Annotated in this window: 12 protein-coding genes; 4 read left to right on the forward strand and 8 right to left on the reverse strand. The window is 58.6% G+C overall.

Annotated elements, in window-relative coordinates; translation table 11 throughout:
• Window position 1 precedes the first annotated feature (1 nt).
• The 3 genes from G503_RS0103430 to G503_RS0103440 all read right to left on the reverse strand — a co-directional run bounded on the left by G503_RS0103430 (window position 2) and on the right by G503_RS0103440 (window position 4,334).
• Complete coding sequence (locus G503_RS0103430) at window positions 2–1,870, reverse strand: polysaccharide biosynthesis protein (RefSeq protein ID WP_035021615.1); 1,869 nt, start codon at window positions 1,868–1,870, stop codon at window positions 2–4.
• Window positions 1,871–1,918: 48 nt separating this feature from the next.
• A complete protein-coding gene (locus G503_RS0103435) occupies window positions 1,919–2,914 on the reverse strand; it encodes a hypothetical protein (RefSeq protein ID WP_028026483.1) in 996 nt (331 codons plus the stop codon).
• Between the two features lie 223 nt (window positions 2,915–3,137).
• Window positions 3,138–4,334, reverse strand: a complete 1,197-nt coding sequence (locus tag G503_RS0103440) for an O-antigen ligase family protein (RefSeq protein WP_028026484.1) — start codon at window positions 4,332–4,334, stop codon at window positions 3,138–3,140.
• A 200-nt stretch (window positions 4,335–4,534) separates the two neighbouring features.
• Between G503_RS0103440 and G503_RS15480 the strand changes: the two genes are divergently transcribed.
• The 4 genes from G503_RS15480 (at window position 4,535) to G503_RS13470 (ending at window position 11,017) form a co-directional block, all read left to right on the forward strand.
• The gene (locus tag G503_RS15480; RefSeq protein WP_051190868.1) at window positions 4,535–7,111 is read left to right on the forward strand and encodes a glycosyltransferase; all 2,577 of its coding nucleotides are present in this window, start codon (window positions 4,535–4,537) and stop codon (window positions 7,109–7,111) included.
• 74 nt (window positions 7,112–7,185) lie between these two features.
• Window positions 7,186–7,965 (forward strand): ABC transporter permease, encoded by a 780-nt coding sequence (locus tag G503_RS0103450; RefSeq protein ID WP_028026485.1) that lies wholly within the window; start codon window positions 7,186–7,188, stop codon window positions 7,963–7,965.
• Between the two features lie 9 nt (window positions 7,966–7,974).
• Window positions 7,975–9,816: an ATP-binding cassette domain-containing protein gene (locus G503_RS15925; protein WP_084636245.1), complete on the forward strand. Its 1,842-nt coding sequence runs from the start codon at window positions 7,975–7,977 to the stop codon at window positions 9,814–9,816.
• On the forward strand, window positions 9,809–11,017 hold the full coding sequence (locus tag G503_RS13470; RefSeq protein WP_084636246.1) for a glycosyltransferase: 1,209 nt from the start codon (window positions 9,809–9,811) through the stop codon (window positions 11,015–11,017). The genes G503_RS15925 and G503_RS13470 overlap by 8 nt, the downstream gene beginning before the upstream one ends.
• Window positions 11,018–11,176: 159 nt before the next feature.
• Here the strand turns inward: G503_RS13470 and G503_RS0103465 are convergent, their stop codons facing one another.
• The 5 genes from G503_RS0103465 to G503_RS15485 all read right to left on the reverse strand — a co-directional run bounded on the left by G503_RS0103465 (window position 11,177) and on the right by G503_RS15485 (window position 18,080).
• Window positions 11,177–11,833 carry a hypothetical protein gene (locus G503_RS0103465; protein ID WP_028026486.1) on the reverse strand — a complete coding sequence of 219 codons (657 nt, stop codon included), beginning with the start codon at window positions 11,831–11,833 and terminating at the stop codon, window positions 11,177–11,179.
• 3 nt (window positions 11,834–11,836) lie between these two features.
• Window positions 11,837–13,150 (reverse strand): AAA family ATPase, encoded by a 1,314-nt coding sequence (locus tag G503_RS0103470; RefSeq protein WP_028026487.1) that lies wholly within the window; start codon window positions 13,148–13,150, stop codon window positions 11,837–11,839.
• Window positions 13,151–13,265: 115 nt separating this feature from the next.
• Window positions 13,266–14,327, reverse strand: a complete 1,062-nt coding sequence (locus G503_RS0103475) for a glycosyltransferase family 2 protein (protein ID WP_028026488.1) — start codon at window positions 14,325–14,327, stop codon at window positions 13,266–13,268.
• A 96-nt stretch (window positions 14,328–14,423) separates the two neighbouring features.
• Window positions 14,424–15,473, reverse strand: coding sequence for an MraY family glycosyltransferase (locus tag G503_RS13475; protein WP_051190870.1), 1,050 nt, complete (start codon window positions 15,471–15,473; stop codon window positions 14,424–14,426).
• Between the two features lie 132 nt (window positions 15,474–15,605).
• A complete protein-coding gene (locus G503_RS15485; protein ID WP_051190871.1) occupies window positions 15,606–18,080 on the reverse strand; it encodes a glucosaminidase domain-containing protein in 2,475 nt (824 codons plus the stop codon).
• Between the last annotated feature and the right edge of the window lie 185 nt (window positions 18,081–18,265).

Consider the following 18,265-nt stretch of genomic DNA (forward strand, 5'->3'; position numbering starts at 1 on the left):
GCTATTGGAATTCGGGGGTGTAAGTGGGCACCGCCTCTTTCAGCACCCGCTTGATGTCGTCGCGCTCCTGAGGCAGCGCCGCTTCCAGCTTCGCCAGCCGCTCCTCCACGCTGGCCACTTCAGGCCGCACGCCCTTGATCACCGTGATGGCCCCGTTGGCCGTGGGCACGGTGGGCTCATCGTCCATGTTCAGCTCTTCGTACAGCTTCTCACCAGGACGCAAGCCCGTCACCTTGATCTCAATATCCTCGCCCACCGTCAGGCCCGACAGGCGAATCAGGTTCTCGGCCAGATCGTAAATGCGCACCGGCTCGCCCATATCGAGCACGAAGATCTCGCCTCCCTCGGCCAAGGCTCCCGCCGTAATGACCAGACGAGCCGCCTCGGGAATGGTCATGAAGTACCGCGTGATGTCCTGGTGGGTCAGCGTAATGGGACCGCCCGCCTTCAGCTGCCGCTTGAACAGGGGAATCACCGAGCCATGGGAACCGAGCACATTGCCGAAGCGCACCGAGGCGAACACAGTCTGCGACCGTTGGGCATAATGCTGCACGATCATCTCGCACATGCGCTTGGTGGCGCCCATCACATTGGCGGGATTCACCGCCTTATCCGTAGAGATGAGAATGAAATGCGAGCAGCCGCACTCGTCAGCCATGCGCGCCACGTTCAGTGTGCCGAACACGTTGTTCTCGATGGCCTCGCGAGGATTCGACTCCATCAGCGGCACGTGCTTGTGGGCCGCCGCATGGAACACCACCTGGGGGCGATGACGCTCGAACACCTCTTCCAGGGCGGGAAGATGGGTGATGGAGCCGATCTCGGTCACAATCTCGATGCCCGCGTCCCGTGCGGCCCCGGAGATTTCATGGTACAGCTCGTACACCGTGTTCTCGTAGATATCGAACAGCACGATCTTGGCCGGCTTGGCAGGCAGCAGCTGGCGCACCAGCTCGCTGCCGATGGAGCCGCCGCCACCCGTGACGAGCACCACGGCCCCCTTCAAGTAAGTGCCCACGAGCCCCTCGTCCAGGGCCACTTCCTCACGGGCCAAAAGGTCGGACACTTCCACGTCGCGAATGGGCACGCGACCCAGCTGCTCTTCGGGAATGTCCTTTACTTTTTCGGGCAAGGTAAGCACCTTGCGGCCCGTTTCCATGCACAAGTCGTACACGTGGCGCTTCTGTCTCTGGGTACCCGAGGGGATGGCCACCACGATCTGGTCAACGGAGAACTGCTTGCACAAACGGGGAATGTCCGCGCAACTGCCGAGCACTTTCACGCCATGGATGCGACGGCCGATCTTGCGCCCGTCGTCATCCACGTAGCCGATGGGGCAGCCGACGATCTCGTCGCTGCCCGCCAGCATGCGACTCACCACCAGCGAGCCGCTCTCTCCCGCGCCCACGATAAGCGTGCGCGCCTCACCAGGAGCCTTCACGCCCAAAAACGACCAGCTGCGCCCCTTGGAGTTCACCCGGATCGAGAAACGGGCCATGCCGCAGATGATGAGTAGGATGGCCCAGGCGCAGATGTACACGCGAAAGGGCATGCGCTCGTCGAACAAGAGGGCGCCAAACACATCGCCCACCACCGAGGCGACCACTGTCGCCACCACGATGCGGGCCGCATCGTCTACGCTGGCGTACTCCCACAGGCTGTTGTACATGCGGAATATGCCGAACACGATCACGTTCACCGCGGCGAGAAGCACCATCTGCCCGATAAAGAACGGCGAAGCGAGGTCGATCTCCCCCGCTCGCGTTCCCCAAGCCGCGATAAGAAACGAAACCACCGTAGCGGCGATGTCGATAATCACCAGGGGCAGCGATCTCACGATAAAGCGCTTGATATTTCGCGTGCTATTCATAGGGAACAGGCCAGCCTCTCGATTCAACCGCGCGGAAACTTCACGTCGTTAGTCAACGAGCACGATACCGACGACATTGCCCCCAGCCAGCTGCAGCTCCTTCAACGTATCGCACAGCGCCGCCTGGGAATCTTTCCAGGTGCGCGCCACCACGATCGTCGCCTGGGCCGCTCGGGCCCCGTAGGCTGCGGCCATTCCGTCGGCAAGCGGAGCGCATTTGAGGACAGCACCCGCAGAGTCGCCGGCACGCGTCGCCGCCGCAAGGTCACCGCCCTCGACGGCCACGACGTGGGCCTGGGGCCACTGGGCTTCCATCGCCGTCTTCAAAACCCCGCAGAGCTGCTGGGTGTCGACCGCCGAAACCGGCACAACACCGACCGAGCCAACCGGCTCCTCCGAAGCGAACTGCACGTTGGCCCACAAACGCTCGCCATCCTGGGGGGTGGCCCCCTGAGCCAATACCGGAGCGTCGGTGCATTCGCGCACGTTATCTTTAGTTTTCAGCGGACGGCGCATGGCATCGACGAGCACAAGAACGCAGCCAACGGCAAACAGGCCACCCAGTAACCCCACTACCGCGTACTTAACCACATTGCTGGATCCGCTTCCCGCCGCCGCTGAGGCCTCCGCCACGGTAAACACGCAGGACTTCAATGCCGCGACGCGATCGGCCGACGTAGTGCCCGGTGCAAAAGCATCCGATGCCGCGCCCAGCGAGCCCGCCTCGTTCACCGAATCCCAATAGGCGTCGCCCTGCTGAGCGAGCGCCACCTGAATGGCATCCGCTGATTCGTAAGCGATAGCGTTCACGGTAGCCACCGCATCGTCGGCGTTAGCTCCCGTAGCAGTGAAGTCAATGGACTGAGTAGTGGCATCGGCCTTCGCCGTGGCGCCAGCATCCGCGTTCAACGAGACGATGTTCTGGGCCACCGCATTGGCCAGGTTCGACAAACTGGCCGAGCTGAGCACCCCCGAAGGGTCGGTCACCGTCAGCGTCGCCTTCGCCGTATAGCTCTCGCCGCGGGCGCTTTCCTTCGCAAACATAAAACCACCAGCAAGCAATGCGCAAAGAAGGGGCACGATAACGACCCATTTCGCGTAGTGGCGAATCAACAGCCACAAATCACGCAACGTCAAAACGACCTCTTTTCGTCAGGTTTCAAATGCTCTAAGTATAGACCAACTTGCATCTATCGGAAAGCGCCACCTCTTTAGAGACGCAACAACGCCAGTACCCCAAGCAGGCTGCTCGACAATCCAGACAGACCTAACGCCTGGGGATCCTTGCCGGAAGCCTACCAGGAGCGTACATCATAAGACCGAGTATCAGGAAGAATGCGACCCTGTTTACTTCTTCCGTAAGTCCAATAACCAGCACACAGCCAAAAGCAAGTGCCAAAAGGGCAAACATCTTATCGTCGCGATAAGTAAACGCTCGCCACGCTGCCGCAGCCAAAACCGCCACGAAAAATGCCACAGCAACAAGCCCGCCGCTCAGCAGAATTTGCAGCATCGTGTCGTGGGCAGAACTTTGCCATATGCCGAACTCGCGATAGCCCTCCATAAATTGCCATCCGTAGCCCAACGGCCAATGGGACGGGTCGGACATCATAGTGAGAGACGCATCCCAAATTTTAGTTCGCCCCGTAAACGTTACATTTTTACCGATAAAAGACAGTATCGTGCCCAGATGATCCTGTACACGAAAAATAACAATGGAAAAAAACGCGACAAGATAGGCACCGAAATAGGTGAGGCCGTTGAGCAGCTTCCGAGGCACCCTAAAATTAACCAGAACAGCGCATGTAATCATCAGCGTCAAAGCAATGGACGTCGTCGCCGAGAACTGCAAATACTCCATGGCGCAGCACGCCGCGACCACAGCCATCGTGCGCAGCGTCACTTTCCGACTCCCAAAGCAGTCAAGAAGCATGCTGGACAATATCGCCGGTATCGCAATCTCCCACGTCTCATTGCGATGAGCATAGAAGAAATTGACGTATTGCGGCGAAAACTCCGACTCGTACACACCGTTGGGATACACAATCATCGATAGCAGATTCAATGCGCACAGAGATGCTGTCACGATAAAGACCGCAGCCACCAACTCTCGAAAGTAATTTTTCGCCGCCGCGGCAACCGCGAGCACAACCATAACCTTAGGAAGCCATTCGAGAATGTAGACGAAAGAATCGCCACTGTAGATGTAGGAAGACAAACAACAGGTGGCAGCTACCGCAATCGTTCCCAGGCAAAACAGGTCTTTCTTCCCGAAGAGAATGTAGACCGTCGCCACTCCGATAAAGCAGAGGTAACGGTCCAACTCGTACAAGGGTACCAGAAAACTGAATTTCGTGTAAGCAAAAGAATGCGGCTCGAAATACCCTCCCATCACAAACACAAGCGCAACGATAACAACGTACTTATTGAGCAGGAAACTGCGCAACAGGCTGAGTGCGGACACACACACCTCTTTCCATCTGAGCTTCAACGCAAAATCGCACTACCCGCGCCAAACAATCGGCGTTTATTTCAAAAGTAATTCTCAATTACGTGAGTACTGCTAAACTATTCTAGCGTAGAATATCGTGAATGAACTTGCACAGCGATCAAAGCACAGAACGCCCTGGCGCCTGTGCTTAAGCGAAAGGCCCCTCACCCATTATGAAGAGTGCCCTCGACAATGTCTCGACGTCAACGTCTTTCGACTACTGCCCCACAGACCGCAGCAATATATTCGCCAGCATCATCGTTCCGGTCTACAACGTTGAAGCACATATCGGCCGCTGTCTTGACAGTATCCTCGGACAAACCGTCCCCGATTTCGAGGTGATTTGCGTTGACGACGGCAGCACCGACGGCTCTTCGGACATTCTCGCACGCTATACCGCCGGCGACGCCCGCATCCGCGTGATGAGTCAGGAGAACGCAGGGCCATCCAAGGCACGCAATCGGGGGTTGAGCCAAGCACGCGGAAGCTATGTGTGGTTCGTAGATGCCGACGACTCCATCGCCGCCACTGCACTTGAGCGGCTCAAAGAACAAGTCGAACTGAGCAACGAACCCGATGTTGTTGTCTTCAGCTACGACCTTGAACCTCCCGCCGACGAAAGCACGCCCCCCTGGCTGGTCGAAGCACGCGTAACGAGGAACACCTTCTACCCTGTCTTCACCCCTGAAGCTTTATTTTCTGAACCTGGCGCGACACCATTCCTTTGGCGTTATTTTCTCCGAACGGACTTTTTGCGCGCTCACAACCTCTGGTTTTGGGAAGGGCTCCATTTAGGGGAAGACGCGCTCTTTCAATTCATGGTGCTCCCTCTCGCCCGCGGCATAGTTTTTTTCAACGAACCACTTTACTTCTACCAATACAGCCGAAGCGATTCCCTTATGGATTGTGCTAACAGCGACTACTCTCAAAAAGCGCGCCGTCATCTTGAGATAATTCGGCTCGTCGCTTCCAATTGGAACGAGCGCGGCATTTTGGACGACATGCGCGAGCCTCTGACATCGTGGGCTATCGATTTCTTTTACCACCAAGTAATGCAGGCCTCTTCGACCGATCGCGATGAGCTGGTTCTTTCATTTATCAACCAATTGAAATCATGGGCCGACCTTTCCCTCGATCACCTCGCCCCCCGCTCCCGAGATCAACTCTGCGAGATTGTCGGCAGCACCTCCTGTGACGCAATGCACTCTGTAGCAGAGAGCCGAGCATGGCTTCCCGCCGCGGCCTTCGCATATCGTTATTGGAGTGATGTACGCGCGGGAATGAGTGCATTGCTGCAGTCGTCTCTCGCGAGCACTATCAAACCGCACGTCAAGACCGTTGCTATCTACTACCACCGCTTGTACAAGGGCGGCGCAGAATGCGTTACCAGAGCCCTTGCCAAACAATGGGAAAAAGCCGGCTACAACGTTATCGTCATCGTGGACGAGGGCGGCCTGCCGAACAGCCCAACGGACTGTGAGGGCATTGACGCCCTCACGATTCCCGTAATCCACGACGAGGAGCGCGCAAGCTGCGCGCCGCGCGCTCGCGCCTTGGCGAACATCTTGCAGCAGAACCAGGTGGACGTTCTTGTCTATCATGCCTGGAATTCCGGTTGGCTTCCCTGGGACCTGGCCACAACGAAAATGTGCGGCTGCGCATTTGCCGCCTTTTGCAACAACGTGTTCTCCATTCGAGAAATACATGGCGACTCGTATTTCGGCCTTCAGCCCTACACGTATGCGGCAGCCGACGCCGTTGTCTGCCTCTCCGATACCGATAAAGCCTTTTGGAATAATTTCAACGGCAATGTCCATAAGGTTGTCAACCCGCTTGATCCACGCCTTTTCACCATTAGCCCAAGTGAACTAAAAGGCACTACTCTTGCCTGGATCGGGAGATTTTCCGAAGAAAAGCGCCCCGAGGACGCCCTTTACATTTTGGAGAAGATCAGGCAGAACGTCCCAAACGTACGCCTTATCATGCTGGGCAGCGGCGAGGATGGCACCTACGACTCGCGCCTGCAAAACCTCGCAGATGATCTGGGAATCCGAGATGCTATAGAGTTCTGCGGCTATGTGGACAACGTCTCGGATTACCTTGAGAAGAGCGATCTTCTACTGGTCACCTCGGAATACGAAGGATTTCACCTAGGACTTTTCGAATCCCTCGCCCATGGCGTGCCAGCGGTTATATATCATTTGCCCAATTTGTCGTGGGTAGAAGACACCGAAGGCGTTTCGCAGGTGCCAAACGGGTCGATCGACGAGGCGGCAAGCGCGGCTATCAGACTGCTCAACGACCGTTGCGCGCTCGCTCAAGCTGGGGCGGCGGCCCGCAGTCACGCCCAATCCTTCGCGTCCATCGATGCCGTCCAGCAGTGGAACCCCATCTTCGACTCGCTTAAGCAACGGCGCCGCCCTCCTTCCGTCGACCGCGAAACAGCTGCGATGTGGGACGTCCTGCTCAGCAGCTATCGATACGGCATCGACAAGCTCAACGAACACCATTGGAGCGAACTCGCCGAAGCGCATCGGCAATTTGAGGCCGCATGTCATCAGCTCGACTCCGAAAGAGCGCACTTCAGCGATGAGCGGGAACGCATGGCGAACTCCATCTCCTTCCGTATTGGGCGCTCTGTCACATTCTTGCCCCGCAAGATGCGCACCGCCTGGCGCGTGCTGACCACCACAGGCCCCGCCGGCGTCGGCCGCGTTCTTAGGGAAAAGGTGCAGGGACGGCGCGTCTAAGCATCAAAACCGCCAAAGAACGGTATACTTAGATGTCGCCCATCGCCACGCGAAAAACATCTAAGGGAGGATACGTGAGCGAGCATACTCAAACAGGCCTGAAGCGCGATTGGTTCACCATTAAATCTCTCGTATCGCGCGATTTCAAGCTGAAGTACCGCCGCAGCGTTCTCGGCGTCGCCTGGTCGGTGCTGAATCCTCTGCTTATGATGTGCGTGCTCACGGCGGTGTTCAGCACCTTCTTCCGCTTTCAGATCGAGTACTACCCGTTCTACCTCATCCTAGGCAACACGCTGTTCGCCTTGGCCATGGATGCCGCCGATTCGGCCATGTACTCCATCATCGACTCAGAGTCGCTGATCAAGAAGATCCGGGTCAACAAGATCATCTTCCCCATCGAAAAGGTGCTCTTCCAACTGGTGAACTTCATCACGTCGCTCATCGCCATCGTCATCGTGATGATCTTCCTGCAAATCCCGCCCACCTTCAACCTGGTTCTGCTGCCGCTGCTTTTGGCCTATGTGACCATCTTCAGTCTCGGCCTGGGCCTGGCGCTGTCGGCGCTGGCGGTGTTCTTTCGGGATGTGCTGCACATCTGGAGCGTCGTGCGCATGGCGTGGATGTACGCCACCCCCCTGTTCTATCCCACCGACATCCTGCCCGAATGGATGATGACCTTCGAGGCCTTCAACCCGCTCTACCATTTCGTGACCTACTTCCGCGACATCGCGCTGTGGGGCAACACCCCGGGTCTCGGCGAGAACCTCATCTGCCTCGCCTTCGCCGTCGTCACCTTTGCCGTCGGATTCATCATTTTCCGCAAGACCCAGAACAAGTTCATCCTGTACGTTTAGGAACAGCCCATGAGCCAGCAAGTCATAACGACGCTTCTGAGCGACAAATCCGCCGAGATCTACGATCCCGCCGTCCCCACCATGATCGACGTGAGCCACGTGACCATGGACTTCAACAGTGCGAGCCAGCAGTTGAATTCCCTCAAGGAGTACTTCATTGCCGCCGCAAAGCGCGAGCTGATGTTCAAGCGCTTCCGCGCCCTCGACGACATCTCCCTCACCGTGCAGAAGGGCGACGTGTTCGGCATCCTGGGCACCAACGGGTCGGGCAAATCCACCCTGCTCAAAATCGTATCGGGCGTGCTGGATCCCACCGAGGGCATCGTCGCCATCAACGGCAACATCGCGCCCTTGATCGAGCTGGGTGCCGGCTTTGACTACGAGTTGACGGCCCGCGAGAATATCTACCTGAACGGCGCGCTGCTCGGCTATCCCAAGCCGTTCATCGACGAGCACTTCGACGCCATTGTCGACTTCGCCGAAATCCGCCCCTTCCTCGACATGCCCCTGAAAAACTACTCCTCGGGCATGGTGTCGCGCATTGCCTTCGCCATCGCCACCATCATTGTGCCCGAGATACTCATCGTGGACGAGGTGCTGTCCGTCGGCGACTTCATGTTCCAGCAGAAGTGCGAGAAGCGCATCCAGAAGCTCATCCACGAGCACGGCACCACGGTGCTCATCGTGTCCCACAGCAGCGACCAGATCGAGCGTTTGTGCAACAAGGCCATCTGGATCGAAAAGGGCCACGTGCGCATGGTGGGGACCGCCCGCGAGGTCAGCCAGGCCTATCAAGCCCTGGGAGGCCACGAGGGGTCGCCGGAGGCCGAGCGGAAGATCTTCGAGTACGTAGCGAACGACACGCCGCCTCTCTTAGATATCAGCGAGACCGTGGCCGGCGCTGATCACTACGACACCAATGCAGCCGTAGTGGGAAAAATGCAGGCTACGGAGCATTTTTCCAAAGTCATTATCGCCTGGGGCGAAAGCCTGAGCGCACAAATGGCCGCCTTAAGCCTAGCGGGAAACATCGGGGGGATAGTACTGCTCACCGATCGCGACCATCTACCCCATGCCACTCTCACTATGTTGGCGGCCATAGGGCCCCAACAAGTATGGTACCTTGCTCCCCCCAATGCGGACAATCAAGTGCTTAGCAGTCTGAGGGCTGCCATTCCTCGCTCTAGTTCCGTTGAGACAATCGACTATGAGAGCATTGACGACCTAACCGCGAAGATTTCCATTCTTGCTGGGAAAGTGACGGGCGGACTTACTCCGCAAGAATGCGAACGTACCTTCGCCGTAGTGACAGGCGAAGCCCTCGGCAGCGCTTCGGCCACATTTGCGCCCCTTATCGCGCGGGGATGCCCTTATTTTGCGATAACCAAAGAGGAATTGATAGGGCGCACGCTCGAACATATTTCAGAATCGGGGATCGAGAGGGTTGTTATTCTCGGACAAGGCAGTCTTCTTACCGCTTTCGCAGAAAAGGCTGCCGGAGACGGCCTCCAAGTAACTCATCTCGAAGACAAACGCTGCGATGAAGACAACGACGCCGCACTAAGGTGGCTAGCAGAGTTTGCAGATGCTGGAAACAAATCTGCAGGGCTATACCTATGCGCTCGCGAGGGCGTTGTGGATGCACTATCCGTTGCCCCCCTCGCTGCAAGCGATAACGGTTTGATGCTCATGGTCGACCATAATGACATGGAAAGCATGGGAAGAGCGGTTGATATTATTGAGCAGTATCCTACGCCTATAGATCGCATCACCTATCTCGGCAGCGACGTCTGCTTCAATAACATTGACAAGATGATCATTGGGCGGGCCGTAGGCCGTCGCAATGGGTAGCGTCTCTTGGTGCGCTATGGAACCTCCCGCCGCTTCTCGCCCTCTCGTTAGCATCGTGGTGCCGGTATTCAATGCCGGGCCCTATCTTGATCAGGCCCTCGACAGCCTGACGGGACAGACTTACGAGAACCTGGAGATCATCTGTCTAAACGATGGCTCGACCGATGATTCGCTGGCCATTATGGAGCGCTGCGCCGCCGAGGACGGGCGCATGCGCATCATCGACAAGGCGAACGAGGGTTACGGTGCCACGTGCAATCGCGGCATCGACGAAGCCCATGGGGACTGGATCGCTATCCTGGAGCCCGACGACTGGCTGCTGCCCGGGGCCATCGCGGCCATGGTGAATGCTGCCGAGAAAGCAGCTCGGGCCATCGACGGCCCGAACGCCAGCGCATCCGTCCCGGCAATCCCCGATCTGGTGAAGACCCCCTACTGGCGCGTGCTGTTCCCCAACACGCCAAAGCAAACTCTGGTGCACTGCTACTACAAGGGCGCAGCCGCGCCCGCGAACGCCACGGCCCTGCCAGACGGCTGGCTCGCCCAGGGATCGCCCGCTATCGCATCGTGCACGGCACTGATGGAGTATCATCCCTCCATCTGGTCGGCGCTTTATCGCGCCGACTTCCTGCGCGAGCACGGCATCCGCTTCCTACCCATCCCCGGTGCCGGCTGGGCCGACAACCCGTTCCTGGTAGAAACCATGGCTGCTGCTCGCTCCATCGTCTACCTGGACACGCCGTTCTACTGCTATCGCGAGGAAACGCCCACCCACTTCGAGGAAACCATCCGCCGCCAGCCCACCCTGGTATTCGACCGGTGGCACGACGGGACCGACGTGTTGGAGCACCATCCCGACCTCGATGACCACGTTGTGCAGGCGCACTACCATCGGGGCTTCAACAACCGCGACAAGGCAGCCGCCGTCCTCGGCGACACATCGCCGCTCGTCCAAAGCGAGACCGCCCGCATGTTCGGCCGCATGAAGGCCGCTCTCGTGCTGGACGACCCCGCGCTCTCCCCTGCCCAGAAGACGCTCTTCGCCCGCACGACAGGGCGGCCCGACTACCATCCCACTCTCGCCGACAAGCTCGCCTTCAAGGGCCGGGCTCTGCGCCAGCAGCTGCACAACGTGCGCACCGTGGGCCTCAAGGGAGCCCGCGCCATTAGGCGTCTTCGCAGAAAAGCTCCTCTACTTTAGATGATTCCATTTAATTCCGATCAATCGCTGTTACGCAGCAATTTGCCCATGCAAACTTACCTATAAATATTACTTTATGAAGAAACACCAGGTCAAAATTGCTTGCATAAACTAAAAGGTAAAATTTATAGAGGCTCCTTTTACCTCAGTAAAATCTGGTTAGAATCCGCATACTTCATTTATGCGGCTCAAGGGCACGGGAGCAGTGGCGAGAATAACATCCATATCCAACGATTGGATAAGAGGGAGAGCCTTCTCGCCTTCATGATAGGGCTGGCATACGGACTTCATTTTGAACAGCTTCTTCATCTTCGACTTCCCCTTGCCCCCCGAGGGCAACGATGTGCTCGTGTCTAGATTCAAGTACGCAAGCACTCCTGCAAAGTCAGCCAACATCACATCCTCAATGTCAGCTGCCGCAGCGATATCGACCACATCCTCAGCCACATCTTCCAAATCTTTCCGAAGTAGCGCCCAGCTCCCGTTCTGGAACTTCGAAACAGGAGTGCTGTAAGAGTCGGTGTCATAGCACAGGAATACCGTCCAGGGCAGTGCGGGCCACTTCCCATGACATGCTCTTTTAAACCAAGAAGCCGAATTGGGCATCTGCGTTACGGTTCCCACATTATTGAATCGAACCAGCACCGATCCCCTACTTCCCTTTATAAATAGATCATCCCGCCCCCCATTCCACCGAGAGAACTCTAAGGGCGTGAGACATTTATCGCGCGCCATCGCCCGAATATAGTGTTCGTAAAACACTCTCTCAGTCGCGCCTTCCACGATGAAAGCGACACCATAGTCAAACTCCGGCATAGCCTATGCCTCAAGATAGGAAAGCAGGTCTCGCGATCCTCGCTCGCCTGACGACATAAGCTCGAAAAGGTACTCCCCGAACCCAAGCCCCGTATCGTAGGCTCTGGCCGCTAGTTTTTCAATCAAGTTAGAGCGAATTCGCTTAAAGGTTGCCACTCCATTTTCATTCGGCACGCCCACGTAAATCTGTGTTGGCTTCAGATATTGGATAAGCACAGGTGAATGACTGGATATGATCAGCTGGGTATCACCCTTATTCTCGTCAAGAATCTCAAGAAGCGATTTAATGAGCTGAGGATGAATGCTCGTCTCCAGCTCTTCGATGCCGACCATTTCCGCACGGGCCAAATTAGCTAGAATCGTATTTGCAACTAGCCATACAATTCGCTTGGTGCCCGCCGACATACGCTGGATATTGATCGGCTGGTTGAGGTGAACGTCTTTAACCGTGATTCGATACAACTCGTCTTTGATCCTGAACGGAACGTCATCCTCTCCCTCCTGCAATTCAAAACTTTTCAAAAGTCGTTCATGAATCTCATCCTGCAGCTTATAGGAATCGACAATAAACGATTCGAAGGTAGGAAAAAGAGTGAAGATAGCCGAGAGAAAGTCATCGTACTTTTCCTGCTCCAGCGTCCGCAACCCGTAAAGAGCACGGGGAAGATCGTCGTCATTTAAAGCGATACCACCATCGGCGGACGCCTCTCCCGGAAACTCCAGGGGCATAGATGAGAACTTACCTTGTGCATCAATCGCATCAAACATGACAAATGCCATGTCTCGGATTTTTCGTATGGCAGGATTGATGGCAATGTCTTCAAAGGAGGTGAGCACATCGATTGCCAACTGAGCATCATCCAATACAACAGTGCTGAAAGAACGCGTCTGATAGGATTTCCGATACTTCCCCTGCGCACGTTTCAAGTAGTTGGTCCACTTGCCCGTTTTATCCGCCTTGAGAGCGATGGCTTCCTGGGTGATACGCCTCCCAGCGCCATCATCCCTCATCCACAGAAATGAAAATCCATATTTAATATAGCGGTATTCACCCAGGTCTGGCTCATCCAATTCAACTTCAAAATGAAATTCCTCATCTTGCAATGCTGTCACCAGCGGAATGTAGCGCGTATACGACATCATAGCCAAGCGATCTTTGGCGCTCGCCGTAATAAACGCAGCAGCAAACCCCAGCGCTTCCATAAGATTGGTCTTTCCATAATTATTAGCAGAGACAATGGCGGTTATACCGTCAAGCTCAATATGCGTAAGCCCCAAATTTCGCATACCGCCAACAGTGATACTCTTGAGTGCCATACTGTACCTCACATGTCTTAAATACTTACCTCTATAAAAGTTTTCATCCACATTAGCGCAGTGTACACTATCCCATATAGAATAATAAGTAAGAAAATGTTTTATTAAATAGTCATTAGCGATTCGCCTTCAGGCGAGCGAACAGATTGGTGCTGTGGCGCTTCACGAACGAGATAAGCCGGCTCTCCCACAACGTCAGCGTCACGTTGCCGGCCCGCAGCGGCGCCAGGGCCACCTTCATCATCGTCGTGCGCGGCTCGGCGTCGCCCAGGGCCTCGCGCGTCCGCGGGTCCTCCACGATGCGCCGCACCGCCGCGCGCTTCTCGGCCCCCGACAGGGTGCAGTCGGCGCAGGTGACGTTCTCCACGCAGCCCAGCAAGCGCTCCCCGTGGCGGCGGCCCAGAAACTCGCGCACCTCCGGTGAATCCACGTCCCAGCCGGCGAACAGATCGCGCAGCCACTGGTCTTCCTCGCAGCGCTTCTCGTAGAGACCCGCGCGATAACGGGTGTTCTCGCTCTCGGCGCGGGCTCGCAAAAAGTGGTAGTAGCGGCCATCCAGACAGCCCACGCGCTCCACCTCGCGCACCACATCCACGTTGAACGGCAGATCGTCCCAGAACGTCCCCGGGAACTCGATGCCCCGCTCTTGCAGATAGGCCCGCTGGTACAGCTTGTTCCACGGCGCGTACAGAAGCTGACGGTCGAACAGGTCGTGGGCGTTCTCGCGAAACTCCCGCTGCGTGGCGTACACCCGCTGGGGCGCCGTGCGCACCTCGCGGAAGAACTTGTCCTCGCCGTAATAGGTGTCGATGAAAAAGCCCGTGACCAGCAGCTGCAGCCCGTGCTCCTCGGCCATGGCGTACATGTCGGCCAGCATGGCAGGCTCGCACCAGTCGTCGGCGTCCATGAAGTACAGGTAATCGCCCCGAGCGATCTTCATGGCGTTGTTGCGCGCTCCGGCCGCCCCTTCGTTCTCCTGGTGAATCACCCGCACCCGCTCGTCGGCCGCCGCCAGCTTGTCGCACAGCTCGCCCGTGCGGTCAGGCCCGCCGTCGTCCACGAGGATCACCTCGAAATCGGCGAAGGTCTGGTCGAACAGCGACTGCACGCTGCGCTCGACCCACGCCTCCACCTTATAGGCGGGAATGATGATGCTGATGGCCGGTTGCTTCCCCATGGGCTCTCTTGCTCTCGAAAACGATACTGCCATCAGTATAGAACACTTTGGGACGGCCCGCGGCCAGCCTTCCGCCGCGCCGCCTCCTCACCATTCCTAGCGGCCGTGCTTGCCGTACCAGCGCGGCTTGTCCTCCTGGCGCAGATGGCGGCCGTGGTAATGGTGGCGCAGCACCTTGTCGAACAGGCCCAGCTTCCACAGAATAAGGAAGGACACGGCCATGAGCAGAGCCGCCACCGCGAACACCAGGACACCGTGGCTGTTGGACATCACCCAGGCGCCCAGGCCCAGCACCGCGGTCCACAGATAGACGATGATCACCGACCGCTTCACCCCGTAGCCCTTGCTAAGCAGAATATGGTGCAAGTGCTTGCGATCCGCCTGTTGGATCGGCTGATGGTGGTACACGCGACGCACGATGGCGGCGGCCGTATCGGCAATGGGAATGGCAGCGATCACCAGCGGCACCGCCAGCACGATCACCGTCGGCGAGCGCATAACGCCCATGAGCGAGATAACGCCCAGCATGGCGCCGAGCATGAGCGAGCCCGAATCGCCCATGAAGATGCTCGCCGGGGTGAAGTTGAACCGCAGAAAGGCCAGCGTCGCGCCCAAAAGGATCACCGACAGCATGGCCGTCTCCCCCAGGTCGCGCCCGAAGGCGATCAAGAACAAGAAGAACGCCGCGATCGCCGCGATGCCCGCCGCCAAGCCGTCCAAGCCGTCGATCAAGTTCATCACGTTCATGAAGCACACCAAGTACAGCACCGTAAGCGGATAGGCGAACCAGCCGAACTCGATGAAGCCGTCCCCCAGCGGGTTGGCGATACTGGACAGCAGCAGGCCCGAAGCGGCGATCACCGACGAGCCCACGATCTGGCCCGCGAGCTTCGTCCGAGGCGTCAGCGAGCGCACGTCGTCCACCGCCCCCACCGCCACGATAATGAACAGTCCCGCCAAGACACCGCCATGGTGAATGCCGCGGTCGTTGCCGTGAATGTAGAACCCGGCCCACCCGAGGCAGTACTCTCCGATCACTTCCACCAGGATGGTCACGAAGATGCCCATGGCCATGGCAAGACCGCCCATGCGGGGCACGGGTCGCTTGTTCACGCGGCGCTGATCAGGATAGTCAACCGCATCCAAACGCAGTGCGAGCCTTCTTGCCAGGGGAACGCAGAGATACGTTACAACGAAGGCAATCAGGCCCAGCACCGCAAAATGTCGCAAAGATACAATCACACAAGCTAGTATAAACGAGAATGCACGCCCGCGGCCCTAGAACTCGAGGCCCTGGAGCCATTCGGTGAGTTCTTCGAGGGCTTCGTCGCTCACGCCCAGGCGCTGCTCGCGTTCCTGGAGGTACTTCTCGCGCTCCACGAACATGGACAGCTGCTCGTCGCTGTACTCGGACAGGTCGATGTCGCGGCTCTGCACGATGCGCTTGGCGAAGTCGGGCAGCTTATCGTTCATGGCGGTGATCTTCACCACATCGCCGGTGTGCGGCGCCTCCACGTAGTAGCCGTCGCCCAGGTACATCGCCACGTGGTGCACATCACCGCCGTCGTCGAAGAACAGCAGGTCGCCGGGAAGCAGCTCCTCGAAGGGCACCTCCTCGCCCACCTCGCACTGGTAGTAGGTGGTGCGGGGCAGCTCGATGTTGAACACCTCGCGGTAGCAGTACTGCACCAGACCCGAGCAGTCGAAGCCGGCCGGCGTGGTGCCCCCCCACAGGTAGGGCACGCCCAAGAAGGAGTTCGCCAACGCCGTGAGGTCGTTCAGAGTGCGGGCCTCGCGCACGGGCAGGGGGGCGCCTGCGGCAATCAGCTTATCGAAGTCGGCGAAGCGCTCGGCATCGATGGCGTTCTGGTGCTGCTGCATCGCCGTATCGGCCGCGGGCGTGGCGGGCTTCTCCAGGTACACCGGCACGTGGTACAGATCCTCCGCGCGGGCCATCTGCTCTTCCCAGCGGGCCAGGGCCTGCTGGTACTCCTGGGTAGAGGCCACATAGTCCCGGTACTCGGCCACGAGCGCGTCGTACTCGGTCTTGTCGGCCACCGGATCGAGGTACAGATCCAAACCCGTCACCTCGTCCTTCACCGGCATCACGAAAGTCTCGGTCAGCTCGTAGGTGAGCGGCACGTCGAAGCGGGTCAGGTCGTAGGTCTCGATGAGATCCTGCAGCTTCTCGGAATAGAAGATGTCGGTGGCATAGCGCCCCACCAGAAAATCGCAGGCGTCCACGAACGAGTCGGTGTTCGACTTGCGCGCACCGGCGTAGAAGTCGCCCATGGAGTTGCTCAAGAGGTCGGCGTAGTCCGACAGCGAGTCCTCCACGGTCTCGTACTGGCGGAAGTCGGCCATAATGGTGTAGGTGGCGCCAGAGCCGTCGTCCTCGCGGGTGGGCAGCTGCACGGAGTTGCCCTTGTAGGTGCCCTTGATGCCGAACAGGTTGTTGTTCGGCGCCTGGGCCAGGGTGGAGTTGCCCGAGGCGGACTCCAGAATAGCCTGGGCGATCATCACCGAGGCGTACAGGTCGCTGTCGGCGGCGATATGGCGCGCCGGTTCGCCCACGAGCGAGATGAACTTCTCGGTGGTAAGATCCTCGCTGTAGTGACGGGCCACGTAGGACGAGTTATCCATATGGGTGAACGAGATGGAGGGCACCGTGACGGCCACCTGCTTCAGCGGCGTCTGGGCCTGGCCCTTGTTCACGGCCGCCGTATGACTGGAATCGGTCACCCCGCCGGCCCCGTCGAGGCCGGGCTTCTGGATGCCCTCGTCCACGGGATTGTCGGGCGCGGGGTTGTCGGGCTTCGGCGCGGGATCAGCCGGATCGGCGTCGCCCGGATCGGGATCCACCACCGGGGGCGTGGGCTCCTCGGCGGGGGCCTTGGCCACGGTGATCGTCACGTTGCGGGCCGGATCGCTCAGATCGATGGGCTGGCCGGGCGCCGGGTCGGTGCTCATCACCGCACCGGGGGCCGCCGTCTCGCTCTCCACCTCCACGATAAGGATGCGGTCGGCGGGAACGCCCTGGGCAACCAAGAGCTCCTTCAGCTTATCCCCCGTCAGATCGAGGTTCGTCCACGGCAACATAGTGCCGTAATCGACCACCTCGCCCGTATCCCCCTCGTCGGGATCCACCGTGCCGTCGCCCTCGCCCGGCGCACCCGGAACCTCGGGTTCGGCGGGGGGCAGCGTCTCGTCGGTACCGGCGTCGGGAACGTCAGTCCCCTCCCCTTCGGCGCCGTCGGTGGGCGGCACGTCCGCGCCCTCGTTCGACGGGCCCCCGTCGGTGCCGGCGCCCTCAGAAGGCGCCTCGGGCGTCGCAGAGCCGTCAGTGCCGTCGGGCATCTCGGCAACGGGAGGCTCGGCCTCGGGCGCCGCATCTTCGGCCGGCGCCTCGGTCTCGACCGGCGCGGGAGCAGTCTCGGGCTCGGGAGCCGTCTCGGCCGCCGCCGGACCGCGCTCGATCAGCGCCTTCATCTCAACGTACTGGGCCTCGTCGGTGAAGACGCCGTTAGCCTTCATCAGCTCCAGATCGGCCAAGGTGAAGCGCTCGCCGCCGTTGATGCGGTTGACGAGTTCCTCGTAGCTCTTCGGCAGCGGAGCGCCGCCCTCGGTGCGGATGTTGTTGCCCTCGCCGTCGTCAGCGTAGCCAGTTTGATATGTCGCGGCAACGCCGCCCACCGGGGCAACGACCAAGGCAGCAGCCGTCAAAAGCGACACTGCGTTCTTTGATGAGGTCATCGCGTCTCCTTCGGTCTCTCAGGTCTCCCAAGGCGCACCTACTGCGAGGTACACCGAACCAAGACAATTTTGTCTGGAAGCCTGCATTATACCCCCACTGACCGACAAGTCTAGAACAAGAAGCGCCCTTAAAGCGCAGTTCACGCGGGGAAAGAGCGCGCAACCACTCGCCACATACAAGGTAA

This window comes from Adlercreutzia mucosicola DSM 19490, assembly GCF_000422625.1.
GTDB classification, from domain to species: domain Bacteria; phylum Actinomycetota; class Coriobacteriia; order Coriobacteriales; family Eggerthellaceae; genus Adlercreutzia; species Adlercreutzia mucosicola.